A 24,605-nucleotide genomic window follows, 5' to 3' on the forward strand; every position below is an offset into this window, starting at 1 on the left:
AAGCTATTCCTGTGGCGGCAGCAGGGCCATGATTTCCGCTACCGTGTGAAACGAACCAAATGCGGCGATTCTATCATTTTCCCCCGCCTCGGATAAAGCCGCGCGGTAGGCCGAAGCCACATCGGGAAACCGGCGCACGTTCTCCACACCGGCAGCCGCCAGCCTTTCCTGCAGCGCTTCGGCGCTGAGGCCGCGCGGCATGGCCAAGGGAGCCACCAGCCATTCGTCGAACTGGTCTTTCAAGAGCGACACCACGCCGGCCAAATCTTTATCGGCCAGCATGCTGAACACCGCCAGCCGTTTTTCGGCAAACGGCAGCGCCATCAGGCTCTGCCGCATCGCCCGCGCGGCATGGGGGTTGTGGCCGACGTCCAGGATGGTGAGCGGGCGGCCGGGCAGCACTTGGAAGCGGCCGGGGTTCACCACCGTCAGCAGGCCGCGCTTGATGGCGCCGATGTCCACCGGCAGCCGGCTGTTGAGACATTCCAACACCGCCAGCGCACAGGCCGCGTTGTTGAGCTGATAGGCGCCGCGCAACGCCGGCAGCGGCAGGGCGTTGCGGTTGCGGCTACCTGAAAACCAGGTACTCTGTTGCGGATGCCAGTGAAACGACCATTGTTGCTGCTCCAAGCGGCTAAAACCGTAATCGCGCCCCACCAGCAGCAGATCGGCGCCGATGTCTTCGGCGTGGCGGCGCAGCGATTCGGGCGGCGGATGCTGGGCGCACACGGCGGGTTTGCCGGTACGGAACACGCCGGCTTTCTCAAACGCCACCTGCTCCACCGTGTCGCCCAAAAAGACCTGGTGATCCAAATCCACCGAAGTCACCGCCGCCACATCGGCATCGAACACGTTAACCGCGTCCAAACGCCCGCCGAGGCCGACTTCCAAAATCATCACCTCCACCTGTTCGCGGCAGAAAATATCCACCGCCGCCAGCGTGTTGAACTCGAAATAAGTGAGCGGGATGTCGCCGCGCGCCGCTTCGATGCGCTCGAAAGCGGCGGTAATCGCCTCGTCGGCCACGGGCCGGGTATCGATGCGGATGCGCTCGTTATAGCGCAAAATGTGCGGGCTGGTGAGCACGCCGGTTTTGAAGCCGGCTTCGGTATAGATGCGGGCGAGAAAAGCACACACCGAGCCTTTGCCGTTGGTGCCGGCCACCACCACCACCGGGCAGGCGGGCTTGAGCCCCATTTTTTCTTTCACCGCGCCTACCCGCTCCAGCCCCATGTCGATGACGCCGTTGCTGTGCGCCACCCCGCCGGTGTAGGCGTTTTCCAGATGGCCCAGCCAGTCTTGCAGTGTTTTCATTCGATTCCTCAGTGGATACAGGCTACCTGAAACGCACCATGCGCCTGTTCAGGTAGCCCGGCTTACATCGGCGGCAACAACTTGCCCGGATTCATCAATTGGTGCGGATCCAGCTGCGCCTTCACCGCCCGCATCAGGGCGATTTCGGCCGGCGTACGCACCTGCGGCAGCCAGTGGTTTTTCACCTGGCCGATGCCGTGTTCGGCGGCAATCGTGCCCTCGCAGGCCAGCGTGTGGCGGTACACCACTTCGTTCACCGCCGCCTCGTAACGGTACACTTCTTGATCCAGCACACCGGGCAGGAAGGTGTTGTAATGCAGGCTGCCGTCGCCCAGATGGCCGAACACCACGATTTGGATGCCGGGGAAGGCCGCCTCCAGCGCTGCGCCGGTTTGGCGCACCCATTCGGCCACCCGCGCAATCGGCACCGCGATGTCGTGCTTGATGCTGGCGCCCAAATCGCGCTGCGCGGCCGACACGTTTTCCCGCAACCGCCACAGCATCTGTCGCTCGCTGCCCGACTGCGCCAGCACCGCATTGTCAAAGCCGTTCTGCATCAGGCATTCGGCCAGGCTGCCGTCCAAGTCCTGCGCCGGCAGGCTGTCGTTCAACTCCAGCAGCACATGCCACTCGGCGGCCAAGGGCGCCGGCGTACCGCTGTAACGGGCCGACAACTCCAGCGCCCACGCGCTGAGCAGCTCGAAACTGCACAGGCGCTCGGCAAACTGTCCCTGCATCAGGGTTAAGAGCGCCACCGCCGCTTCGATGCTGTCCACGCCCACCCAGGCCGTGGCCGTGCTTTGCGGGCGGGCAAACAGCTTCAGCGTGGCCGCCGTGATCACACCCAGCGTGCCTTCGCTGCCGATAAACAGATGGCGCAGATCGTAGCCGGTGGTGTTTTTGTGCAGCGGCGCCAAATGCGACACCAATTCGCCGTCGGGCAGCACCACTTCCAAGCCCAACACCAAATCACGCATGCTGCCGTAACGCAGCACATTCAGGCCGCCGGCATTGGTGGCGATGTTGCCGCCGATTTGACAGGAGCCTTCGCTGGCCAGACTGAGCGGAAACAGCCGCCCGGCCGCCGCCGCCGCTTGCTGCACCGTCTGCAGCACCGCGCCGGCCTCCACCGTGATGGCGTTGTCGGCCACTTCCACGAGGCGGATGCGGTTTAAGCGACTCAGGTTGAGCAACACCCCGCCCTGCGGCACCGCCCCGCCGCACAGGCCGGTGTTGCCGCCCTGCGGGGTGATGGGAATGCGGTGTTCGGCGCAGAAACGCACAATGCGCTGCACCTGCGCCACGCTGTCGGGCAGCACCGCCGCCGCGGCTTCGCCGGTATAGCGGCGGCGTTGGTCGGTGAGCAGCGCTTCGGCATCGGCGGCGATTTCGTGCGGCGATAAAAAAGCCGACAGCTTGTGCAGCAAGGCGTGATCGGGCATACGGGTTACCTGAACGGGGAAATACTTTCAGGTAGCCTGTTGCTCGATATAGAAAACAGGCACGGGCTACCTGAAAACAGTAGTTACGGATCGGATACGGGTATCCGACAACCATTCAATACTTGTCTGAACCGCCCGGGATAGCGGGCGTTTCGGGATGGGTCGATGCAAGAATCCGACCCAAGCCCGAACAGAAACAATATCTTCAGGTAGCCTGTTGCACACAGCAAAGCAGCCGGCACGGGCTACCTGAAAACACCGCCTCAAGCGGTTTGGCTTTCTTTCAACGCCTCTTCCGCCTGCACGTCGGCGTGGTAGGAACTGCGCACCATGGCGCCGATGGCGGCGTTGGTGAAGCCCATGGCGTAGGCTTCCTGTTCGAATTCCTTAAACTGCGCCGGCGTCACATAACGCAGCACCGGCAAATGGCCGTTGGACGGCTGCAGATACTGGCCCACGGTAATCATTTCGATGTCGTGCGCGCGCATATCGCGCATGATTTCGCGCACTTCCTCATCCGTTTCGCCCAGCCCCACCATGATGCCGGACTTGGTCGGCACCTGCGGCACCATGGCTTTGTAGCGCTTGAGCAAGTCCAGCGAATGCTGGTAATCGGAGCCGGGGCGCGCCTGTTTGTAGAGGCGCGGGTGGGTTTCCAGATTGTGGTTCATCACATCGGGCGGGTTTTTGGCCAGAATGTCCAAGGCGATATCGAGGCGGCCGCGGAAATCGGGCACCAAAATCTCGATTTTGGTATCGGGGCTGCGCTCGCGGATGGCGTTGATGCAGTCGGCAAAATGCTGGGCGCCGCCGTCGCGCAAATCGTCGCGGTCCACCGACGTGATCACCACATAGCGCAGCTTCATCGCCGCCACGCTCTCGGCCAGGTTTTTCGGCTCGTCGGGATCCAGCGGATTGGGGCGGCCGTGGCCGACGTCGCAGAAGGGGCAGCGGCGGGTGCAGATGTCGCCCATAATCATAAAAGTGGCCGTGCCTTTGCTGAAGCATTCGCCGATATTGGGGCAAGAGGCTTCTTCGCACACGGTGTGCATTTTTTGGTCGCGCAAGATGTTTTTGATTTCGAAAAACTTCTTGCCGGTGGGCAGCTTGGCGCGGATCCACTCGGGCTTTTTCAGCTTTTCTTCCAGCGGCACCACCTTAATCGGAATGCGCGCGGTTTTGGCGGCGCCTTTGTGCTTCACGCCTTGGGCGTTGTCGAGGGGCTTGGCGGGTTCGGTGCTCATAACAGTCTCGTTGGATGGTGTTGATTCATGTGTGTGGCGGTATGGCTCAGGCAGCCGGCAAATAGCCGTATTGCAGGGCATGCGCCCAATCGGGGCGGTTTTCTTGTTGCGCTTTGGCCGCTGCGGCCCGATGGTCGTAGGGCACGCTGTGGAGCGCCACCGTCCAACCTTGTGCCGTCTGCGCCACCAGCGCATAGCGGGCATGCGGCGAGCCGTTTTCCACTCGGTGCGGCGGATGGTCGTCGTCATAAGCGGGCAAACCGACGCTGCCGGGATTCACTATCTGGCAGCCGTCCACACACAGGCTGCGCGGAATATGGGTATGGCCGCAGGCCAGCAGGGACACCCGCACACCGGCCAGACGCTCGCGAATCACGCCGGCGGCCGCCAATACCGTTTGGCCGTCGCAGATGTCTTCCGTCAGATAGTGCACATCGCTGTGCGGCGTACCGTGGCAAAGCAGCACGTCATCACGCAAATACCGCTGCGGCGGCAAGGCGGCCAGCCAGGCGCGCTCGGCTTCGCCCAAGGCAGCGGCGGCAAAGCGGTCGGACAGATTCTGCCGCTGCGGCGGCAAGGTCAACAGCTGCCGTTCGTGATTGCCGGCAATGGTCGGCCAGTCCTGCGCCATCAGGAAACGAGCGGTTTCCAAGGGCCACAAGGGGCCGGACAGGCAGTCGCCCAAATTGGCAATCACATCGCAGCCTTGGCGGCGGATATCGGCACACACCGCCTCCAAGGCGGGCAAATTGCCGTGGATATCGGAAATCAGGGCGAAACGCATGGCTCGTCTTTCTCAAATAGGCTACCTGAATGCCATCACACGGCGTTTCAGGTAGCCTGCAATTGTTGGGTTAAATGGGCGGTCAGCTTGGCCGCCACTTCGTCAAGAGCGGGGGCGGCGGGCAGCAAATCGGCCATCTGCACCATTTCCATGCCGGCATAGCCGCAGGGGTTGATTTGGCGAAACGGGGCCAAATCCATGTTCACATTCAGCGCCAAGCCGTGATACACCGCGCCGTGTTTGATGCGCAGCCCGAGAGAGGCGATTTTGCGGCCGGCCACATACACGCCGGGGCGTTGCGGGTCGGCGGCGGCGGCGATGCCGTAGTCGGCGAGGGTGGTGATGATGGCGTTTTCCAAACGGCTCACCAAATCGCGTACGCTGATGCGGCGGCGTTTGAAGTCGATGAGCGTATAAACCACCAGCTGGCCGGGGCCGTGGTAGGTAATCTGGCCGCCGCGGTCCACTTTCACCACCGGAATCTCGCTGGCGGCCAAGAGATGCTCGGCCTTGCCGGCCATGCCTTGGGTGAACACCGGCGGGTGCTCCACCACCCACAATTCGTCTTCGGTGGCTGCGGTGCGCGCTGCGGTAAACGCCTCCATGGCGCGGAATACCGGTTCGTAGTCGGCCAAGCCCAGGGTGACGGTTTTCACTACAGCACCACTTTCACCATCGGATGGGCGGTGAGAGCGCGGTAGAGATTGTCGAGCTGCTCCTGGCTTTCGGCGCGGATGGTCACGGTGCAGCTGAGGTAGTTGCCCTTGCTGCTGTCGCGGGTATTAAGGTGTTTTTCCTCGGTGTCGGGGGCGTATTCGCGCACCACATTCAAAATAGTGGCGGCAAATTCGGGATGCTGCGCGCCCATGATTTTAATTGGGAAATCAGTAGGAAATTCAATCAGATTTTGGCGGGTTTCGCTCATGATCGGCTCTGGCTGGAATGAAAGCTTGCCGCCCGGCTTAGGCAAGCGGGCGGCCGTATGATGGAAAGGGGTGTATTCTAACGCAAAGCCGTCTTATCAGGCTACCTGAAAGCCGCCGTGCCAAACGGCGGCGGTGTAAACGTTTGCACCCGCCCAAGCTCGGCTATAATGCCGGCTTTTTGCCCTGCCCCGCCCGTCATGTCCGAACTGTCCGCCCCCGCCGCCCTCTCGGTTTCCGAACTCAATGCCCTGGCCAAAAACCTGCTGGAACAACACCTGTTCGGGCTGTGGATTGCCGGCGAAGTGTCCAACCTCACCAAAGCGGCCAGCGGCCATTATTATTTCTCGCTCAAAGACCAGCAGGCGCAGGTGCGCTGCACCCTGTTCAAATACGCCGCCCAACGCCTGACCGCGCCTTTAAAAGAAGGCGACCACATCGAGTTGAGCGGCCGCATCACGCTTTACGAAGCGCGCGGCGAATTTCAAATCAACGTCAGCGACGTGCGCCACAAAGGCTTGGGGCAGCTGTTTGAAGCCTACGAACGGCTGAAACAACGCCTGCAAGCCGAAGGGCTGTTTGACCCCGCCAAAAAACGGCCGCTGCCCGCCCATCCGCAGTGCATCGGCATCGTGACCAGCCTGGCCGCCGCCGCTTTGCGCGACGTTGTCTCCACTCTGCGGCGGCGCGCCCCCGCCATTCCCGTCGTGGTGTACCCCACCGCCGTGCAGGGCGCGGGCAGCGAGTTTCAGGTAGCCGCCGCCATCGAAGCGGCCGCCCGCCACGGCGCGGCGGATGTGTTGATTGTTTGCCGCGGCGGCGGCAGCATCGAAGACTTGTGGGCGTTTAACGAAGAAGCCGCCGTGCGCGCCGTGGCCGCCAGCCCGATTCCGATTGTCAGCGGCGTCGGCCACGAAACCGACTTCACCCTTACCGATTTCGCCGCCGACCTGCGCGCCCCCACGCCCACCGCCGCCGCCGAACTGGTCAGCCCCAACCGTTTGGAACTGATCAACCGGCTCGCCCACATCCGCCGCCAACAGCAGCAGATGCTGTTGCGCCGCTATGCCGACGCCGCGCAAAAACTGGATTGGGCGGCACAACGCCTGCGCCATCCGCGACAGCAAATTCAAGAGCAGCACATCTGGCTGCAAAACTGCCGCAACCAGCTGCAGCAGGCCGCCCGCCGCCATTGGCAGGGTCGACAGGAAAAACTTGCCTATTTGGCGAATGTGCACCTGCTGCACCGCCCCGCCGTCGAACCTACCCGCCAACAGCTAATCCGCCAACAGCAGCTGCTAAAACACCAGTTTGCCACCCTGCTGCAACAACGACTCGCCCGATTGCAGGAACAGCAGGCGCTCTTAAGCGCCCTCTCGCCGCAACACATTTTGGCCCGCGGCTACAGCGTGGTCAGCGACCGCCACGGCAAAGTGGTGCGCGACGCCCACCGCCTGCGCCCCGGGCAAATGCTGCACATCCGCTTCGCACACGGCGAAACCGAAGCCCGGGTGGCGCCGCAGGCAGCCGGACAAGCGGATTTGTTCGACTGACATCGGCAAGCAATGATCAAGCCGCAACCAATCTGAGGCTACCTGAACACCGCGAACCGATTTCCCAAGCTTTCTCAACCCAATAAAAACAGCCCCCGCAGGGGCTGTGGCATCATCTAAGGAACGGCGGTTCAGGCAGAAAAACCCTCCCCGTTCAACGCGGCTTTAAAGGCTTCCACATCGAAACCCTCGCCATGGGTAATCACCACGCGGCCGTCTTCATGGTTGGCATTCACCATTTTCACGCCGGCTACGGTTTCACCCTTGGCCACCAAACGGTCGGCATCGGTTTTGTTCGCCATGCCGGCTACCTGAATCAACATTTGCGGCATACTGTCCTCCTAAAATTAAAAAACGGGTTTTTAAGACGCAGTGGTGCCGTCGCCTTATCGTTTTTCGGAATCGCTTAATAAAACTTGCATATCGGGAATCCGCCGCCCGCCCCTTACACCGCACCGGCCCGGTAATGCCGGCGCCCAGGCCGCAGACAGCGGCGCTTATTGTGCCCGCATCGCCACCCCTTGTCCAGCCGACATTGCCAATTAAAGCGCGATTCTTTAAAATGCGCGACTTTTTTGCGGCCGGGGGAACCCTGCCGTTTTTGCCAACCGACCCATGTCTTGACAGGAACTGCAAACATAATGAAAAAAAGCCTTTTATTCAGCGCCTTATTCGGTCTGTTTTTAAGCGCCTGCGGCGGCCAGAGCAATCAGGCCCCGCAAAACAGCGATGCCGCCTCTGCCGCATCCGTCCCCACGCCCACCGCATCCGAAACGGCAGCCGCCGATGACACCGCCGGCGGCACCCTCAACATCTACAACTGGTCGAACTACGTGGATGAAAGCACGGTGAAAGACTTTGCCGAGCAAAACCGAATCAAAGTCAATTACGACTACTACGAAAACAACGAAACCTTGGAAGGCAAAGTGCTCTCCGGCAGCACCGGCTACGACCTGGTGGTGCCCGGCATCGCCTTCCTGCCCCGTCAAATCCAGGCCGGCGCCTACCAGCCCGTCAATAAAGACCTCATTCCCAACTACGCCAACATCGACCCAGAACTCCTGAAAATGATGGAAACCGCCGACCCGGGCAATAAATACGCCGTGCCCTATTTCTCCGGCGTCAACACCTTGGCGATCACCGACAAAGCCCGCGAAATCCTCGGCGGCCAGCTGCCCGAAAATGAATGGGACCTGCTGTTCAAACCCGAATACACCAACAAGCTCAAACAATGCGGCATCTCGCTGTGGGACACCCCCAGCGAAATGTTCCCCATTGTGCTGAACTATCTGGGTAAAGACCCGGCCGGCGCCTCCGCCGACGACATCAAAGCCGCCGCCGACGTGCTGCGCGCCATCCGTCCCGACGTGAAACGCTTCAGCCCCGCCGTCATCGACGAGCTGGCCCGCGGCGAAGTGTGCCTGACCGCCGGCAACGGCGGCGACCTGAACATCGCCAAAACCCGCGCCGAAGAAGCCAAAAACGGCGTCAACATCGAAGTGCTGACGCCTCCTGGCATGGGCTTCTGGATCGAATCCTGGCTGATTCCGAAAGACGCCCGCAACCTGGAAAACGCCCACAAATACATCAACTGGACGCTGGACCCCGAAGTGGCGGCCAAAAACGGCAACTTCGTTACCTTCGCCCCCGCCAGCAAACCGGCGCGGGAGAAAATGGACCCCGCCATCGTGGCCACCCGCTCCATCTTCCCGAACAGCGAAGACATGAAAAACGGCTTCGTGATGCCGCAAATGAGCGACGACGCCAAACGCCTGAGCGTGCGCTTGTGGCAGGAAATTTCCGTCGGCGGTAAATAAGCTGACACAGCAAACGCCCCGCAATGATCTGCGGGGCGTTTTTTTGCATCCAAGGCTGAGACCTTTGCAAAACCCCATCTGCGGCGCATTTCTGCGTTGTGCGTTTATGCCCCATGGGTACTGCTCGCTCACTTGCCTATCTATATGATATGTCTGTCCCACGGGGATTCCTGGCGTTCACGTTCGCTGGCTGCTACGCCTTGAACTGCATCCACATCTGGGGGTTTTGCAAAGGTCTCAGAGGCTACCTGAAAGCCTTTCCGCTTTCAGGTAGCCTGCCGTACAAACTCAAAACTGCTTGGGCTGAAACAGCCCGAATCAGCCTTCGCCGCCGCCGAACAAACCTTTAAACCACAGCACGATGCTGTCCCAGGCGCGGCCGAAGAAGCCGGCTTCGGGCACATCGCTGAGCGCCACCACGTCTTTCTGCGCCACCACCTGCTGGTTGGCGTCCACAAATTTGATGGTGCCCAACACCTGGCCTTTGGTAATCGGCGCCAATACGGGCTGCACGGTTTCCAACAGCGGGGTCAGGCGTTTGCCCTCGCCGTGCGGCACGGTGATGTAGGCCGCTTCGGTGAAACCCACGTTCACGGTATTGCTGTCGCCCTTATACACTTTCACCTGCGAAATCGCCTGATCGGCATCGTACAGCTTGGGCGTGTCGAAAGACTGCAGCGCCCAGTTGAGCAGCTTGCTGCTCTCGGTGGCCCGCGCCTGCATGCTTTCCGTGCCCATCACCACCGAAATCACGCGGCGGCCGTTGCGCTTGCTGGAGGCCACCAAGTTGTAGCCCGCGCTGGCGGTATGGCCGGTTTTCATGCCGTCCACATTCGGATCGCGGTAGAGCAGCAGATTGCGGTTGGGCTGGTTGATGTTGTTGTAGCTGAACGATTGGATGGAGTAAATCGGATAATGCTGCGGATAATCGCGGATGATGGCGGTGGAGAGCGTAATCAGGTCTTTCACCGAGGTGTAATGCTCGGGGCCGGGCAGGCCGGTGCTGTTTTCAAAACGGGTTTCCGTCATGCCCAAACGCTGCGCTTCGGCATTCATCAAACGCACGAATTCGGCTTCGCTGCCGGCCACCGCTTCGGCCAAGGTCACCGCTGCGTCGTTGCCCGATTGCACAATCAAACCTTTGAGCAAATCGTCCACCGAAGCCGGTTTTTTCGGATCAAGGAACATGCGCGAGCCTTCGGTTTTCCAGCCCTGTTCCGACACGGTAAAGCTGTCTTCCGGCTTCAAACGGCCTTCTTCCAAGGCTTTGAATACCAAATAAGCCGTCATCAGCTTGGTGAGTGAAGCGGGCTCCACCCGCTCGTTGAGGTTTTTCTGCGCCAGCACCTGGCCGCTTTGCACATCGTACACCGCATAGGCGGCCGCGGCGATTTCCGGCACTTGCGGCATGGCCGCCGCAGGGTTGGGCGCCGCCGCTGGCGTAACGGTTGCGGGTGCGGAGGCCGGAGCGGCCGCAGGCGGGTTTTGCGCTTGAACGCCGGCTGCAGCCAATAAAAAGGCAATGCTGCCGACAGCAAATATCTTCTTCATACACAACTCTCGATTGGGGAAACCGCCGGCAGCCACGCAGCGGCCGTTTCCGTGATGGTTCTTCCGTTCGGGCTACCTGAAAACAGGCGGGCCGCAAACCTTGGTGCTGATGCTCGCCGACTGCCGCATCCGGCAGGCTGTTTGCTACGCCACAGCATCGGCAAAACGCCCGGATTATAACGGCTAACGCCCGTCTAAGCAGCCGTTTAACGTGTTTTTTCCGCCTCCGGGCCTAGCGCTCGGCCGCCGTACGCCCGCCGCGACCCGCACGCCATTGCCGCCAAGCTGCCGGCCGGCGCTTTTCAGGTAGCCTGCCCCTTGCCAGCCCGGCCGCTAAGCGTTATCTTGCCCGCTTTGTTCCCACACCACACGCCGTCATGAAGTACGCCTATACCGACTACCTCACCCGCATCCTCACCGCCTCTGTTTACGATGTGGCGCACGAAACCCCGCTCGACCCCGCCCGCAACCTCTCTGCCCGTTTGAACAACCAGATTTTCCTCAAGCGCGAAGACCTGCAGCCGGTGTTTTCCTTCAAAATCCGCGGCGCCTACAACAAAATGGCCAAGCTGCCGCCCGATGCATTGGCCAAAGGCGTGATCACCGCCAGTGCCGGCAACCATGCCCAAGGCGTGGCCCTATCAGCGCAACAGCTCGGCTGCCAAGCCACCATCGTGATGCCGGAAACCACTCCGCAGATCAAAGTGGATGCCGTACGGGCGCGCGGCGGCAAAGTGGTGCTCAAAGGCACGTCTTATAACGATGCCTACGACCACGCCGTCGAACTCACCGCCGCCAGCGGCCTCACCTACATTCCGCCTTTCGACGACCCCGATGTGATCGCCGGCCAAGGCACCATCGGCCTCGAAATCATCCGCCAACACCCCAAACCGATTGATGCCGTGTTCGTACCCATCGGCGGCGGCGGCCTGGCCGCCGGCGTGGCCGTGTTCATCAAACAGGTGCGGCCGGAAATCAAGGTCATCGGCGTGCAAACCGACGATTCCTGCGCCATGAAAACCTCGGTCGATGTCGGCCGGCGGGTCGAACTCAAAGACGTGGGCCTGTTTGCCGACGGCACCGCGGTCAAATTGGTGGGCGAAGAAACCTTCCGCCTGTGCCGCGACCTGCTCGACGACATCATCACGGTGGACACCGACGCCGTTTGCGGCGCACTGAAAGACATTTTCGACGACACCCGCAGCATCTGCGAGCCTTCCGGCGCCCTTGCCCTGGCCGGCCTGAAAGCCTACATCGCCCGCGAAGGCGCCGAAGGGCAAACGCTGGTGGCGATTGCCAGCGGCGCCAATATGAACTTCCACCGCCTGCGCCACGTGTCCGAGCGCAGCGAGCTGGGCGAAGGCAACGAAGGCATTTTTGCGGTCAGCATTCCCGAGCGCCCCGGCAGCTTCCTAAAATTTATCAATATCTTGGGCAACCGCAACATCACCGAATTCAACTACCGCTACGGCGATGAGCGCACCGCGCATATTTTTGTCGGCATCCAGAGCGCCGGGGCCCAAGACTTGGCCAACATCAGCGCCGAATTGAGCGCCGCCGGCCTCGAGAATACCGACCTCACCCACGACGAAATGGCCAAAATCCACATCCGCTACATGGTGGGCGGCCGCACCGACAAAGTGGCGCACGAACGCCTGGTGAGCTTCGAATTCCCCGAACGCCCCGGCGCACTGGCCCGCTTCCTCGGCCAGATGCAGACCGACTGGAACATCACCCTGTTCCACTACCGCAACCACGGCGCCGACTACGGCCGCGTCTTGGTGGGCATCGACGTGCCGCCCAAAGACGATGCCGCCTTCTCCGCCTTTTTGGAAGAGCTGGGCTACGCCTACGCCGAACAAACCGACAACGCCGCCTACCGGCTGTTTTTGGGCAAACAAACCGCCGCCGGCATTCGTTAGGAAAGCAAGGGAAGACGTATGCAGCAAGCCTATACCCGCCTCCGCCGTTTTTCCGCCCGAACACTGGGCCTGATGTTTGCCGGCCAAACCGCCGCTTTTTGGCTCAGCCCCTACTTCGGGCTGCTCAAAAGCCTGCTGGCTGCAGGCTGGGTGATACTGCCTCTGTTGCCCGCCCTGCCTTTTCTGTTTGCCGGCAACCCCTTGCGCACCCTCGGCGCCTGCACAGCCTACCTGCCGCTGCTGGTTTTCTGCTACTACGCCGAGTTTCTCGCGCCCGTAGCAGCCGGCAACGGCGCCCCCATGGCCTATGTGGCGGCGTTTCTCTACGGCGTGCCGCTCATCTTGCTGGCGCTGTGGCTGTCGCCCTATGTGTTCCGATGCTTCGGCATCACCGCGGTAAACGACAAAACGGCGGAATAAGCCCAATACCATAGGCTGAGACCTTTGCAAAACCCCCAGATGTGGATGCAGTTCAAGGCGTAGCAGCGCAGCGAGCGCAGACATATCACACGATAGGCAAGCGAGCGAGCAGCGCACAACGCAGAAATGCGCCGCAGATGGGGGTTTTGCAAGGGTCTCAGGCTACCTGAAAGCCTGCCTACACCTTTTCAGGTAGCCTCCCATTCTCCCAACCCACGGAAAGATTCGCATGCACACCCTCCGCGCCGCCACCGTCCAACTGGTTTCCCACACCGATCCCGCCGTCAACCGCGAAAGCGTCAAACGCCTGGTAGCCGAAGCCGCCGCAGCCGGCGCCGACTGGGTGCTGCTGCCGGAATACTGGCCGATTATGGGACAGCGCGACACCGACAAACTGGCCTTGGCCGAACCGTTCGGCAACGGCCCGCTGCAAGAGATGATGGCCGCCTTGGCCGCCGAACACGGCATTGTGCTGTTCGGCGGCAGCATTCCGCTGGCCGGCGCCACGCCCGACAAAATCCTCAACAGCCTGCTGGTTTACGGCCGCGACGGCCGCTGCCTGAGCCGCTACGACAAAACCCATCTGTTCGGCTTCACCGGCTTGGGCGAAAGCTACCGCGAAGCCGACACCATCGAAGCCGGCAACCGCATTCCGCCCGCCGGCGAAGCCGACGGCTGGCGTTACGCCCAAGGCATCTGCTACGACCTGCGTTTCCCCGAATTTTTCCGCGCCCAACAGCCGTTTGACGTACTGTTGCTGCCCGCCGCTTTCACCTACACCACCGGGCTGGCGCATTGGCAGATGTTGCTGCAGGCGCGGGCGGTGGAAAACCAATGCTACGTGATTGCATCCGGCCAAGGCGGCACCCATGCCAACGGCCGCCGCACTTTCGGCCACAGCATGATCATCGACCCCTGGGGCGAGATCTTGGCCTGCCTGCCGGAAGGCGAAGGCGTGGTAACGGCCGAACTCAAACCGGAACGCCTACGCACCGTGCGCAGCAAACTGCCTGCCCTGCAACACCGCCTGTTCTGACCCCGCCTCCCGGCGGAGTATCAAATCAACCATGCTGCGGCCAAATCTTGCTGCAACATGGTTTTTATGCGGAATTCTTCAGCTTAAATCTGTCTAACACCACACACAGAACGCTTCATCCTGCCCGTACAGACGCGGCTTCAAACGGCAGCGTCAGCTGGAGCAGCTGATGCAGATGTCGGCCGCCCAGTCGGGCGGGGTGTCGGCCAGGTCGGCATATTCGGCACGTTCGGTGAACGGATCTTGCCAGCAGGCCTGTAGGCGGCGGACGCCGTCGAAATCGCCGTGGTCGCGGGCTTGGGCGATGGCCTGTTCGAGCAGGTAGTTGCGCGGGACATAGAGCGGGTTGACCGCGTCCATCTGCCGTTTGCGCTCCGCCGGGGGCAGGTTTTCCTGGCGCAGGCGGCGTTTGTAGCGGCCGCTCCAGTGGATGAGGCGCTCGGCGTGGGGAAACAGGCGCAACAGGCTGTCGGGCAGCGGGGCCTGGTGTTCGGTGGGCATTTCGGCTAAGCGGCGGAAAAACAGGGTGTAGTCGGCTTCGGCCTGTTGCAGCACGTCGAGCAGGTCGTGGACGAGTTCGGCGTCGTCGGGCTGGCTGTGGCTGAGGCCGAGTTTCTGCCGCATGGCGTTCAGGTAGCCGGTTTGGTAGTGGCCGACAAAGCTTTCGATGACGGCGATGAGTTCTGCTTCGGCGGCCAGCGGCAGGAAGGCGGAGCCGAGTTTGAGCAGGTTCCATTGTGCCACATAGGGCTGTTCTTTGTAAGCGTAGCGGCCGCCGGCGTCGGAATGGTTGCAGACGTGGTGGCGGTTGAAGCCGTCGAGAAAGCCGTAGGGGCCGTAGTCGATGGTGAGGCCGAGCAGCGACATATTGTCGGTATTCATCACGCCGTGGCAGAAGCCGACGGCCTGCCATTGGGCGATCAGGGCGGCGGTGCGGCGGGTAACGGCCTCAAACAGGGCAAGGTGGGGGTTTTCGGCTGCGCGGCATTCGGGGTAGTGTTCAGCGATCAGGTAGTCGGCCAGCGGGGCGAGGTGCTGGTGTTGGCGGCGGTGGTAAAAATATTCGAAGTGGCCGAAACGCAGAAAACTGGGCGCGGCGCGGGTGAGTACGGCGGCGGTTTCGGGTTGTTCGCGGTAAACGGGGTCGGGCGAGACGGTAATGGCCAACGCGCGGGTGGTGGGGATGCCGAGCGCGTGCATGGCTTCGGAGGCAAGGTATTCGCGGATGGTGGAGCGCAATACGGCGCGGCCGTCGGCGAAGCGGGAAAACGGGGTTTTGCCGCTGCCTTTGAGCTGAATTTCCCAGCGGCTGCCGTCGGGGGCGACCAGGTCGCCCAGCAGCATGGCGCGGCCGTCGCCCAGTTGCGGCACATACACACCGAATTGGTGGCCGCTGTAAACGGTGGCGGTGGGGGCGGGGTCGTAGTGGGCGGCGCTGCCGCTCAGTTGTGCCACGGTGTCGGCTTGGACGAACACGGAGTCGGGGATGCCGAGTTCGGCGGCGAGCTCCGAACTGAAAACCGGTAGCTCGGGGCGGCTCAACGCTTCGGGGCGGACGGTTTCGCAGAGGAAACCGAGGCGTTGCAGGCGGGGCAGGTGCAAGGCGAGGGACATGGTGTGTGCGGTGTTTATGAATATGGATGGGAAAAAGCTTTCAGGTAGCCTTTCAGGCTACCTGAAAAAAGCAGAAAATGGTTTATGAATTATTGTCGATGAGTTTTTGGGCGGCGATTTTGGCGCGGTTTTTGAGGTCTTCGGTGAGGTATTGTTTCATTTGGGCATAAACTAGGGCGATAACGGCCAAATCGTCGCTGAAACCCAAGGGGCCGAGCAGGTCGGGAATGCTGTCGATGGGGCTGAGGAAATACACCAGTGCGCCCACAATAATCAGCTTGGCGCGTTTGGGGGTATGCGGCGATTGAAACAGAAAATAAAGCGCATACAGCTGCTGTACGGCGGGGCGGCCGAGGCGCAGGGAGAAGCGTTTCAGTTTGCGCAAAAAGCTACCTTCGTCGAGACGGCGCCGGCGGAATTCGGGAATGAACGATTCGGGACGGCGGGGTTCGCGGGTGTTCGGCATGGCTGGTCCTTTTGAGTGTTTGAGTGTGTGAAAACTGGCACTTACATGGGTGCCGTGCGCAGGGTTTCAAGTTTCGCCTTGCCCGGGCGGCAGCATTTGCGGCGTGACGGCGGCCTTCAGTTTGGCCTGCGGACGGCATTCGGCGTCGAAATGCAGCTCAAACCACCAAATGCCGGATTTTTTTACCGACCAATATGGCTCCTCAGTCCAGCGGCGGTTGAGCAGATAGGCGCACAATTGGCCGATCCACGGCTGGTGGCCCACCCAGACGATGCAGTCCCGGCTGCGGCAGCTGTGCAGCAGGGCGGGCAGTTTTTCCACCGCATTGACGGGATTGAGCGCGGGCACGATGCGGTAAGGCAGGCCGAGGGCGGCGGCGGTTTCCTGGCTGCGCAGGGCTTCTGAAGCCCACACTTCGGCGTGTTCGGGCAGGTAGCCGCGCAGCCAGCGGGCGGCGGCTTGGGCTTGGGCGTGCCCTTTTTCGGTGAGGCGGCGTTGCAGGTCGTCGTGGCCTTCTTCGGCTTCGGCGTGCCGCCAGAGAATCAGATTCATGCGTTTTTCCTTTCGGTGTACAATGCCGCCCATCTTAGCGTTTTTGCCCCACAGGGGCTACCTGAAACCGATGAAGCATCCTTCCGCTGCCCGCCCGCCGCTCGACTGGCGGCCGCAATTTTCCGACGTGGCGCCCGCCTTGGCCGAGTTGATGCGCCAACAGTCGCTTACCGCCGCTCTGATGGCCACCGGAGCGGCGTTTGCCGTGCAGGTGCGCCATCAGGGGAAAGCGCGGGATTTGTGGGCGGACGAATGCCTGCCGGCCGAAGCGGCGGCGTTTTATGCCCGCGAAGTACACCTGCTGCTGGACGGCGAGCCGGTGGTGTGGGCGCGCAGCGTGTGTGCCGACGATGCGGCGGGCTGGAAGCAGGTGCTCGATTGCGGCACCCAGCCTTTGGGTGCGCAGCTGTTCGGCGGCGGCATCCGCGCTTCGCGCAGCCCGTTTGCCTTTGCCCGCGTTCCTGCGGGCTGGCTGGGTGCGGCGGACGGCAGCGTGTGGGCGCGCCGTTCGCTGTTTGCCGCCGGCGGCGAGGTGTTGGGTTTGACCGAATGCTTTTTGCCCGCCCTGCAAGGTTTTTTTAGGTAGCCTGAAGATGGCGCGGCGGCCGAAGCCTGGGGTGCCGTACCGGCGGCGCGGCTCTGTGACGGCGGTGTTGGGGCTGGTGCTGTATACCGGCATTTTGGCCGCGCTGGTGTTTACTGGCCGCCTGCCGCCGTTACCGGCCCTGTCTTATCTGCCGGCCGCCGCTTTGCTGTTTGCGGTCTATGCTTACGACAAAGCCGCGGCGGTGCGCGGTTTCAGACGGGTGCCGGAGCGGCTGTTGCACGGTTTGGCCTTGGCCAACGGCTGGCCGGGCGCTTGGCTGGCACAGGCTTTTTTGCGCCACAAAACCCGCAAGTCCGGTTTTTTGCGGGTGTTTTGGCTGACGGTGTGTTTGGAATGTGGCGGCCGTGATCGGCTGGGCGCTGTGGCTATCTGGATGAAGCAGGCTACCTGAAAGTCAGGTAGGCCGGATTCTTAATCCGACACATGGATAATGCGCTTAGGAAAAATCTTTCAGGTAGCCGTAAGCTTGATCGGATACAAGTATCCGACCTACGTTTGACTTTTCCCTTGGATTAAACCGATTGAAGCAGGAAGCGAAGCGATGAATGCTCCTTACCAACCTCCTTTGCCGCCGGCGGATGACAAGGCTGTGGCACCGGTGATGACGGTGGGCGACTGGCTGCTGACGCTGGTGTTGTTGTCCGTGCCGCTGTTGAATGTGGTACTGCTGTTGGTGTGGGCATTTGACGGGCGCACACATCCGAACAAAGCCAATTTCTGTAAAGCCTATCTGATTGTGATGGTGGCGGTAACGCTGCTGGCCGTGTTGCTGCTGCTGGGCTTCGGCTTCTTAATAGAAGCCAGCGGCTACGGGCGCGCGGTTTGAACGGAGGAAGCGCCGCCATGATGCAAACCATTTTCGCCGCTTTGCCGCCCGTTTGGGTCGACCGCCTGAGCGTGTACCTCCAACTGATGCGTGCCGACAAACCCATCGGCACGCTGCTTTTGCTGTGGCCGACTTGGTGGGCTTTGTGGATTGCCGCCGACGGCCTGCCGCCGTGGCCGATTGTGGCGGCGTTTACTGTGGGCACGTTTTTGATGCGCAGCGCCGGTTGTGTGATCAACGACTTTGCCGACCGCCATTTCGACGGCGCGGTGACGCGCACCAATCAGCGCCCGTTCGCCGCCGGCCGGGTGAAGGAAAAAGAAGCACTGTGGTTGACCGCCCTGTTGTGCCTGTTGGCGGCGTTATGCCTGCTGCCGCTCAACCGCCTCACTTGGCTGATGAGCCTGCCGGCGCTGTTTTTGGCGTTGACCTATCCGTTTACCAAGCGGTTTTTCCCGCTGCCGCAATTTTATCTGGGGCTGGCGTTTTCCTTCGGCATTCCGATGGCGTTTGCCGCGGTGCAAAACCAAGTGCCGTGGCAGGCTTGGGTGCTGTATGCGGCCAATGCGGCGTGGACGCTGGCTTACGATACGGTGTATGCGATGTCGGACAAGGAGGACGATTTGAAAATCGGCATCCGCACTTCGGCCATCACGTTTGGCCGCCATGATGTGGCCGCCACCATGCTCTGCCACGGGCTGTTTGTGCTGCTGATGGCGGGGGTGGGCGTGTGGATGGAGGCTTTATGGCCGTATTGGCTGGCGCTGCTTTATGTGCTGTGGCACCAATGGGGGCAGTACCGTGAGATGCGTCGCGGCGACCGCTGGCAGCACTTCCGCACCTTTCTGAGCAATAACCGCATCGGCTGGGTGGTGTTTGTCGGCATCTTGGCCCATTACAGTGCATGAAGGTGAATGGGCCAAACGGCCTCATCACAACAAGGCGGCAACTCAGTTGCCGCCTTGTTGTTTGCGCCCTTGCCGTATTTTTTGCGCGAAGTTTGACTTGGCGCAAAGTTACGGCACACCGCAGCTGCAGGGGCGGCGTACAATTCAAAGCGAAGTCAGGCAACTGGCCGTATCCGGTTTCCTGAAGCGTACTGCTCCGCTGCCTGCTGTCTTGAAACAGCTGTGAACGGAGCCCCACCATCACTATCAAGGAGCACAACCATGGCCGTTTCTCAGTTTTTTATGCCTACCCGCAACCTGATCGGCGCCGGCGCCTTAGACGAAGGCGTGGCTCAAATTGCCCGTCTCGGCTTTAAAAAAGCACTGATTGTTACCGACAAACCCTTGGTGTCGCTGGGTTTGGCCCAGCTGGTGGCCGACAAACTGGCCGCAGCCGGCGTCGAGTCGGCAGTGTTTGACGGCGTACAGCCCAACCCTACCGTGGGCAATGTGAATGCCGGTTTGGCGGTATTGAAAGAGAGCGGTGCCGATTTCGTGGTGTCGCTGGGCGGCGGTTCGCCCCATGATGCGGCCAAAGGCATTGCTTTGGTGGCCACCAACGGCGGCAAAATCGAAGACTACGAAGGTTTGGACAAATCCGACAAACCGCAGCTGACCTTGGTGGCCATCAATACCACCGCCGGCACCGCTTCGGAAATGACCCGCTTCACCATCATCACCGACGAAAGCCGCCACGTGAAAATGGCGATTGTCGATAAACACGTAACCCCCACCCTGTCGATCAACGATTCTTCGCTGATGGAGGCCATGCCTGCGTCGCTGACCGCTGCCACCGGCATGGACGCGCTGACCCACGCGGTTGAGGCTTATGTGTCCACCATCGCCACCCCGATTACCGATGCCTGCGCCATCAAAGCCATCGAACTGATTGCCGCCTACTTGCCCACCGCCGTGGCCGAGCCGAACAATCAGGAAGCGCGCGAACAAATGGCTTACGCGCAGTTCCTCGCCGGCATGGCCTTCAACAACGCTTCTTTGGGCTATGTGCATGCCATGGCGCACCAGCTCGGCGGTTTCTACGACCTGCCGCACGGCGTCTGCAACGCGCTGCTGCTGCCGCATGTGGAAGCCTACAATATGCGTGCCGCCGAAGCGCGCCTGAACCAAGTGGGCCAGGCCTTGGCCGACAACAATGCCAACTTGGCCGGCTTGGGCGTGATTGAGGCCATCAAGAAACTGGCCGATTTGGTGGGCATTCCCAAATCATTGGAAGAGTTGGGCGTGAAACGCGAAGACTTCACCGTTTTGGCCGAAAACGCGCTGAAAGACGTTTGCGGCCTGACCAATCCGGTGCAAGCCAGCTTGGAAGACATCATCGGCATCTTCGATGCCGCTTACGGCAAACGCTGAGCATCCGGCAGGCTAGCTGAACCGCCAAAAGTTGAGGCCCCGCATCCTCTCATGTGCAACGCAACGTATATCACTCCAAGAATCCCTGATAGAACAAAATAGGCCAGCGAGTAAGCAGCAACCATATGCCAAATACACAACGCTGGAATACTCTCTAAATGGATCTTGAACACCAGTCTCATTGTTGATAGCCCGCACACAAAATATCCCTGTCCAATTGGGCAGGGATATTTTTTGAACTGGATAAAATGCTCGGTAGAAGTTTAAACAAGTATGCCGTATGGCTTGCAAGGGAGAGCCATGACTTCCCGATCTCAATCGCACGGCACACTCAAAGCGCTGTTGTACGGACTTGTACCGCTCATAACACCTTCATCACAACAGTAAGCAGTGGACTTTAACTGGCTTGCGCCGCCTGGCTGACTGGTTCATGAATTTACTGACGGTATTACTCGCCTGCTTGTCTTCCCCTACAAGGGGCTGCTCCGTTGTGTGCCCGTCTCAGATCAGTGCATAAAAAGGCGGAAGCGTGAAAGGGATTTTGAGGAAGGTACGCTGTATCTTGCTTTACTTGCCGCCTGATTCGTCGCAGCTTAATCCTATAAAGGGGGGCTGGCCGTCAATCAATGTAAGTTGGGCAATGATTAGATTGGGGAATGGATTGGCGCCAAACCGCAGAGCAGGCTTTTGTAGTATATGGGACAAAAAGCGTTACACACTTAACCTACCAACCTTTTATTACAACCGAACCTCAATGCCCGCCGCCTGCATCGCCAGTTTGGCCTCGCGGATGCTGACTTCGCCGAAGTGGAAAATACTGGCCGCCAACACCGCATCGGCTTTGCCTTCCTTCACGCCGTCAATCAGATGCTGCACATTGCCCACGCCGCCGGAAGCGATCACCGGAATGCTCACCGCCTCGCTGATGGCGCGGGTGAGCGGCAGGTTGAAACCGATTTTGGTGCCGTCGCGGTCCATGCTGGTGAGCAGGATCTCGCCCGCCCCGCGCGCCTGCATGTTTTTCGCCCATTCCACCGCATCGATGCCGGTGGCTTTGCGGCCGCCGTGGGTAAACACTTCCCAGCGCGTGTTTTCGGGATTGACCGCTTTGGCATCAATCGCCACCACAATCGCCTGCGAACCGAAAAAACTGCTCGCTTCATTCACCAGATCGGGGTGGGTAACGGCGGCGGTGTTGATGCTGGCTTTGTCGGCACCGGCATTCAGCAGTCGGCGCACATCGGCCACCGAGCGCACGCCGCCGCCAACGGTAAGCGGAATAAACACTTGCGAGGCCACTTCTTCGATCACGTGCAAAATGGTGTCGCGGTTGTCGGACGAAGCGGTGATGTCGAGAAAAGTCAGCTCGTCGGCGCCTTCGTCGTTATAACGCTTAGCCACATCCACCGGATTGCCCGCATCGCGCAGGCCGACAAAGTTCACGCCTTTCACTACACGGCCGTTGTCCACATCCAAACAGGGAATAATGCGTTTGGCCAATGCCATCTCAGGCTCCTCAAGAAAAACAACGGCATGGCCCGCGCCGTATGCCGATAGGGAAGGGGAAGAAAACAGGCAGGCTACCTGAAAACGCAGCCAGGCGTTTCAGGTAGCCTGATGATATGCCGATCATCAGGAATTGGGCTGCGGCGCGGGCGTGCCGGAAATACACTGCTGCGCGCTTTCGCCCAGCCAGCCGGCCGCCATGCCGCAGCCGTTTTGCTCCAGCCAGAAATAGCCGCCGCCGGCCACCAAGGCAATCACCAGACGCAGGCCGAGGTTACCGCCGAAGGTGTCGGACAAAAACAGCATCAGCGCCGCCCAAGCCGCCACCACGCCCCAATGCACCATCCACACGGTGTCGGGGTTCGGTATCTGCCAATTCATGAAACCGTTGATGACGATGGCGAGGATGGCGAAAAACAATCCTTCAAACAAAACCTTGGGCTCGCGGTCGCCCAGCCAGATACACCAAAAGCCCAATACAAATGCGGCCAACATGATACGCTCCCTTGTCAAAAAACAAACAAAACAATCGGATTATTGAATGAGACTGTCTGCCAGACGCTGTGCCTCGGCAAAGTCTATGCTGCCTTCGTAAATCGCCCGTCCGGTGATGGCTCCGGCCACGCCTTTGTCCGCCACCGCACACAGGGCGCGGATGTCGTCCAGATTGGTCAATCCGCCGGAAGCAATCACCGGAATGCGTACCGCTTCGGCCAGCTTGACCGTGGCTTCGATATTGACGCCGCTCATCATGCCGTCGCGGCCGATGTCGGTGTAGATGATGCTGTTGACGCCGTCGTCTTCAAAACGGCGGCTCAAATCAATCACATGATGCTCGGTGACCGTGGCCCAGCCGTCAATCGCCACCCTGCCGTCTTTGGCATCGAGGCCCACGATAATGTGGCCGGCAAACTCACGGCAGGCTTCGCGCACGAAGTCGGGGTTTTTTACCGCTGCGGTGCCGATGATCACATCGTGCAGGCCGAGTTTCAGGTAGCGTTCGATGGTGGCCAGATCGCGGATGCCGCCGCCCAACTGCACGGGAATGTGGCTGCCGACGGCTTCCAAAATCTCGCTGATGGCGGGAAAGTTTTTCGGCTCGCCGGCAAAAGCGCCGTCCAAATCCACCAAATGCAGACGGCGCGCGCCTTGTTTGAACCAATGTGCCGCCATTTCGGCCGGACGGTCGGAAAAAACGGTGGCGTCTTCCATCAGGCCTTGGCGCAAGCGCACACATTGGCCGTTTTTCAAATCGATGGCGGGGATCAGCTGCATGGGGATATTCCGTGGGTAAACAAAAGAAACAGGCTACCTGAAAGCGGTTATTTTACTGAATTTATTATAAACCGACAAATTCTTACATTTCAAAACGCATCAGCTGTTGCTTCTGAAGAATTCAGAAGGCGCGGCACAGACCGGCCTTTAGGCCTGGCCGTCCCAATTCAGAAAATTGCGCAACAGCAAAAGGCCGCCGTCGTGGCTTTTTTCGGTGTGAAACTGGGTGGCAAACACATTGTCTCGGCCGACAATGCAGGCAAAGGGGCTGGGATAATCGCTTTCGCCCAATACCAGCGCCGGATCAGCAGGCGCGAAGTAATAGCTGTGCACAAAATAAAAGCGGGTCTCGTCGGCCAGGCCGCGAAACAGCGGATGCGGACGGCTTTGGCGCACACTGTTCCAGCCCATGTGCGGCACTTTCAGGCGCTCGCCGGCTGCATCGCGCAAATCGGGCGCAAAGCGTTTCACCTCGCCGGCAAACCAGCCCAAGCCGGCGGTATCGCCCTCTTCGCTGTGCTCAAACAGCAGCTGTGCGCCCACGCAAATGCCGAAAAAAGGCTTGTGCTTGAGCGCATCCTGTAAAGCCTCGCCCAGGCCGCTGTTTTGCAGTGCGGCCATGCAGTCGGGCATGGCGCCTTGGCCGGGAAACACGATTTTATCGGCTGCCGCCACCGCATCGGGGCAGTCGGTAAGCCGGATTTCGGCATCGACGCCGGCCAAGTGGCGGGCCGCTTCCACCGATTTATACACAGAATGCAGGTTGCCCATACCGTAATCGACAATCGCCACTTTCATCATACATCCCTTATCGCAAAACGCCCGCAACCGCGCGGGCAGGCGATTGTACCCGCCGCCGCTGCAGGAAACAATCGGCAGGCAGGGTTTCGGCACTGCGGTACGCCGTGTAGAATGTCGCGCATCTTCTGCTGCGGATGCGCGGCCTTCCAGCCGCTCAAGCTGCCTGAAAACAGGCGGCGGGGCAGTTTTCTTTACCCACAGATAAGGAGTTGGACGATGCAGAGTTTTGGCCGTGCTTTAGTGTATTTGGGCGTGTTCGCCATCATTTTGAACTTCTTCAATTTCGTGCCCAAATTATTGGTCTGGATTTACCAGTGGGGCGAAGGCCCGGCTTGGGGCATCAAAATCGGCCTGATTATTGTGGGCGGCATCTTGTGGCAACTGGGCCGGCAGCAGGCAGCCCGCGCCGCCGTACACGATGAGGGCGAAGAATAAACCGCCGGCAGCATTCAGGTAGCCTGAGACCTTTGCAAAACCCCCAGATGTGGATGCAGTTCAAGGCGTAGCAGCGCAGCGAACGCAGACATATCACACGATAGGCAAGTGAGCGAGCAGCACACAACGCAGAAATGCGCCGCAGATGGGGGTTTTGCAAAGGTCTCAGCCTCTTGTGCTCCTGACACCAAGCGCCATC

General features: G+C 60.5%; 26 protein-coding genes and 3 pseudogenes. 12 read left to right on the forward strand and 17 right to left on the reverse strand.

Going from position 1 to position 24,605, the window contains the following annotated elements:
• Positions 1-3: 3 nt before the first annotated feature.
• The 6 genes from folC to HMPREF9371_RS06920 form a co-directional block, all read right to left on the reverse strand.
• Positions 4-1,314 carry a bifunctional tetrahydrofolate synthase/dihydrofolate synthase gene (gene folC / locus HMPREF9371_RS06895; protein ID WP_009119294.1) on the reverse strand — a complete coding sequence of 437 codons (1,311 nt, stop codon included), beginning with the start codon at positions 1,312-1,314 and terminating at the stop codon, positions 4-6.
• A gap of 62 nt (positions 1,315-1,376) precedes the next feature.
• On the reverse strand, positions 1,377-2,756 hold the full coding sequence (locus HMPREF9371_RS06900; RefSeq protein WP_009119295.1) for an FAD-binding oxidoreductase: 1,380 nt from the start codon (positions 2,754-2,756) through the stop codon (positions 1,377-1,379).
• 263 nt (positions 2,757-3,019) lie between these two features.
• Complete coding sequence (gene lipA / locus HMPREF9371_RS06905) at positions 3,020-4,000, reverse strand: lipoyl synthase (protein ID WP_009119297.1); 981 nt, start codon at positions 3,998-4,000, stop codon at positions 3,020-3,022.
• Positions 4,001-4,046: 46 nt separating this feature from the next.
• Positions 4,047-4,784 carry a metallophosphoesterase family protein gene (locus HMPREF9371_RS06910; RefSeq protein ID WP_009119298.1) on the reverse strand — a complete coding sequence of 246 codons (738 nt, stop codon included), beginning with the start codon at positions 4,782-4,784 and terminating at the stop codon, positions 4,047-4,049.
• A 47-nt stretch (positions 4,785-4,831) separates the two neighbouring features.
• The gene (lipB, locus tag HMPREF9371_RS06915) at positions 4,832-5,440 is read right to left on the reverse strand and encodes a lipoyl(octanoyl) transferase LipB (protein ID WP_009119299.1); all 609 of its coding nucleotides are present in this window, start codon (positions 5,438-5,440) and stop codon (positions 4,832-4,834) included.
• Positions 5,440-5,709 carry an HP0495 family protein gene (locus tag HMPREF9371_RS06920; protein ID WP_009119300.1) on the reverse strand — a complete coding sequence of 90 codons (270 nt, stop codon included), beginning with the start codon at positions 5,707-5,709 and terminating at the stop codon, positions 5,440-5,442. Before HMPREF9371_RS06920 ends, lipB begins: the two co-directional genes overlap by 1 nt.
• A gap of 198 nt (positions 5,710-5,907) precedes the next feature.
• On the opposite strand from HMPREF9371_RS06920, the gene xseA reads away from it, so the two are divergent.
• The gene (xseA, locus tag HMPREF9371_RS06925) at positions 5,908-7,260 is read left to right on the forward strand and encodes an exodeoxyribonuclease VII large subunit (protein ID WP_040660930.1); all 1,353 of its coding nucleotides are present in this window, start codon (positions 5,908-5,910) and stop codon (positions 7,258-7,260) included.
• A 131-nt stretch (positions 7,261-7,391) separates the two neighbouring features.
• Here xseA and HMPREF9371_RS06930 read toward each other — a convergent pair whose 3' ends face one another.
• Complete coding sequence (locus HMPREF9371_RS06930; RefSeq protein WP_009119303.1) at positions 7,392-7,592, reverse strand: hypothetical protein; 201 nt, start codon at positions 7,590-7,592, stop codon at positions 7,392-7,394.
• Positions 7,593-7,901: 309 nt separating this feature from the next.
• Between HMPREF9371_RS06930 and HMPREF9371_RS06935 the strand changes: the two genes are divergently transcribed.
• Both HMPREF9371_RS06935 and HMPREF9371_RS14025 read left to right on the forward strand, forming a co-directional pair.
• On the forward strand, positions 7,902-9,077 hold the full coding sequence (locus HMPREF9371_RS06935; RefSeq protein ID WP_009119304.1) for an extracellular solute-binding protein: 1,176 nt from the start codon (positions 7,902-7,904) through the stop codon (positions 9,075-9,077).
• Between the two features lie 78 nt (positions 9,078-9,155).
• Positions 9,156-9,351: pseudogene (locus HMPREF9371_RS14025) on the forward strand (ATP-dependent exonuclease).
• A 44-nt stretch (positions 9,352-9,395) separates the two neighbouring features.
• Here HMPREF9371_RS14025 and HMPREF9371_RS06940 read toward each other — a convergent pair.
• Positions 9,396-10,628, reverse strand: coding sequence for a D-alanyl-D-alanine carboxypeptidase family protein (locus tag HMPREF9371_RS06940; RefSeq protein WP_009119306.1), 1,233 nt, complete (start codon positions 10,626-10,628; stop codon positions 9,396-9,398).
• A gap of 377 nt (positions 10,629-11,005) precedes the next feature.
• Between HMPREF9371_RS06940 and ilvA the strand changes: the two genes are divergently transcribed.
• Positions 11,006-12,550, forward strand: coding sequence for a threonine ammonia-lyase, biosynthetic (ilvA, locus tag HMPREF9371_RS06945; protein WP_009119307.1), 1,545 nt, complete (start codon positions 11,006-11,008; stop codon positions 12,548-12,550).
• 18 nt (positions 12,551-12,568) lie between these two features.
• Positions 12,569-12,970 carry a hypothetical protein gene (locus HMPREF9371_RS06950; protein ID WP_009119308.1) on the forward strand — a complete coding sequence of 134 codons (402 nt, stop codon included), beginning with the start codon at positions 12,569-12,571 and terminating at the stop codon, positions 12,968-12,970.
• A 12-nt stretch (positions 12,971-12,982) separates the two neighbouring features.
• Here HMPREF9371_RS06950 and HMPREF9371_RS13490 read toward each other — a convergent pair.
• A pseudogene (locus HMPREF9371_RS13490) lies at positions 12,983-13,131 on the reverse strand (signal peptidase); the annotation flags it as partial.
• 68 nt (positions 13,132-13,199) lie between these two features.
• Here HMPREF9371_RS13490 and HMPREF9371_RS06955 point away from each other — a divergent pair.
• Positions 13,200-14,006: a carbon-nitrogen hydrolase family protein gene (locus HMPREF9371_RS06955; RefSeq protein WP_009119309.1), complete on the forward strand. Its 807-nt coding sequence runs from the start codon at positions 13,200-13,202 to the stop codon at positions 14,004-14,006.
• A 153-nt stretch (positions 14,007-14,159) separates the two neighbouring features.
• On the opposite strand, the gene HMPREF9371_RS06960 is transcribed toward HMPREF9371_RS06955, so the two are convergent.
• From HMPREF9371_RS06960 to HMPREF9371_RS06970, 3 genes are all read right to left on the reverse strand, one after another.
• On the reverse strand, positions 14,160-15,620 hold the full coding sequence (locus HMPREF9371_RS06960) for a protein adenylyltransferase SelO (protein ID WP_009119310.1): 1,461 nt from the start codon (positions 15,618-15,620) through the stop codon (positions 14,160-14,162).
• A gap of 82 nt (positions 15,621-15,702) precedes the next feature.
• A complete protein-coding gene (locus tag HMPREF9371_RS06965) occupies positions 15,703-16,086 on the reverse strand; it encodes a YkvA family protein (protein ID WP_009119311.1) in 384 nt (127 codons plus the stop codon).
• A 66-nt stretch (positions 16,087-16,152) separates the two neighbouring features.
• Entirely contained in the window at positions 16,153-16,638 is a 486-nt protein-coding gene (locus tag HMPREF9371_RS06970) for a SixA phosphatase family protein (protein ID WP_040660320.1), read from the reverse strand.
• A 70-nt stretch (positions 16,639-16,708) separates the two neighbouring features.
• On the opposite strand from HMPREF9371_RS06970, the gene HMPREF9371_RS06975 reads away from it, so the two are divergent.
• The 5 genes from HMPREF9371_RS06975 to HMPREF9371_RS06995 all read left to right on the forward strand — a co-directional run bounded on the left by HMPREF9371_RS06975 (position 16,709) and on the right by HMPREF9371_RS06995 (position 20,389).
• Positions 16,709-17,224 carry a chorismate--pyruvate lyase family protein gene (locus tag HMPREF9371_RS06975; RefSeq protein ID WP_040660322.1) on the forward strand — a complete coding sequence of 172 codons (516 nt, stop codon included), beginning with the start codon at positions 16,709-16,711 and terminating at the stop codon, positions 17,222-17,224.
• Between the two features lie 55 nt (positions 17,225-17,279).
• Positions 17,280-17,636: a DUF1294 domain-containing protein gene (locus tag HMPREF9371_RS06980; protein WP_198003618.1), complete on the forward strand. Its 357-nt coding sequence runs from the start codon at positions 17,280-17,282 to the stop codon at positions 17,634-17,636.
• Positions 17,637-17,786: 150 nt separating this feature from the next.
• Complete coding sequence (locus tag HMPREF9371_RS06985) at positions 17,787-18,071, forward strand: hypothetical protein (protein WP_009119315.1); 285 nt, start codon at positions 17,787-17,789, stop codon at positions 18,069-18,071.
• A 17-nt stretch (positions 18,072-18,088) separates the two neighbouring features.
• The gene (gene ubiA / locus HMPREF9371_RS06990) at positions 18,089-18,979 is read left to right on the forward strand and encodes a 4-hydroxybenzoate octaprenyltransferase (protein ID WP_009119316.1); all 891 of its coding nucleotides are present in this window, start codon (positions 18,089-18,091) and stop codon (positions 18,977-18,979) included.
• Positions 18,980-19,240: 261 nt separating this feature from the next.
• Positions 19,241-20,389, forward strand: coding sequence for an iron-containing alcohol dehydrogenase (locus HMPREF9371_RS06995; RefSeq protein ID WP_009119318.1), 1,149 nt, complete (start codon positions 19,241-19,243; stop codon positions 20,387-20,389).
• A 738-nt stretch (positions 20,390-21,127) separates the two neighbouring features.
• Here the strand turns inward: HMPREF9371_RS06995 and hisF are convergent.
• From hisF to hisH, 4 genes are all read right to left on the reverse strand, one after another.
• Positions 21,128-21,895 carry an imidazole glycerol phosphate synthase subunit HisF gene (gene hisF, locus HMPREF9371_RS07000; protein WP_009119319.1) on the reverse strand — a complete coding sequence of 256 codons (768 nt, stop codon included), beginning with the start codon at positions 21,893-21,895 and terminating at the stop codon, positions 21,128-21,130.
• Positions 21,896-22,021: 126 nt separating this feature from the next.
• Positions 22,022-22,390: a hypothetical protein gene (locus tag HMPREF9371_RS07005; RefSeq protein WP_009119320.1), complete on the reverse strand. Its 369-nt coding sequence runs from the start codon at positions 22,388-22,390 to the stop codon at positions 22,022-22,024.
• A 39-nt stretch (positions 22,391-22,429) separates the two neighbouring features.
• Entirely contained in the window at positions 22,430-23,170 is a 741-nt protein-coding gene (gene hisA, locus HMPREF9371_RS07010; protein WP_009119321.1) for a 1-(5-phosphoribosyl)-5-[(5-phosphoribosylamino)methylideneamino]imidazole-4-carboxamide isomerase, read from the reverse strand.
• A gap of 147 nt (positions 23,171-23,317) precedes the next feature.
• Positions 23,318-23,968 (reverse strand): imidazole glycerol phosphate synthase subunit HisH, encoded by a 651-nt coding sequence (gene hisH, locus HMPREF9371_RS07015; RefSeq protein ID WP_040660324.1) that lies wholly within the window; start codon positions 23,966-23,968, stop codon positions 23,318-23,320.
• A 219-nt stretch (positions 23,969-24,187) separates the two neighbouring features.
• Between hisH and HMPREF9371_RS07020 the strand changes: the two genes are divergently transcribed.
• A complete protein-coding gene (locus HMPREF9371_RS07020; protein ID WP_040660326.1) occupies positions 24,188-24,406 on the forward strand; it encodes a hypothetical protein in 219 nt (72 codons plus the stop codon).
• 14 nt (positions 24,407-24,420) lie between these two features.
• On the opposite strand, the pseudogene HMPREF9371_RS12765 reads toward HMPREF9371_RS07020, so the two are convergent.
• Positions 24,421-24,566, reverse strand: a pseudogene (locus tag HMPREF9371_RS12765) (lipoprotein signal peptidase).
• Between the last annotated feature and the right edge of the window lie 39 nt (positions 24,567-24,605).

Origin of the sequence: Neisseria shayeganii 871 (assembly GCF_000226875.1) — a bacterium.
Classification (GTDB): Bacteria; Pseudomonadota; Gammaproteobacteria; order Burkholderiales; family Neisseriaceae; genus Eikenella; species Eikenella shayeganii.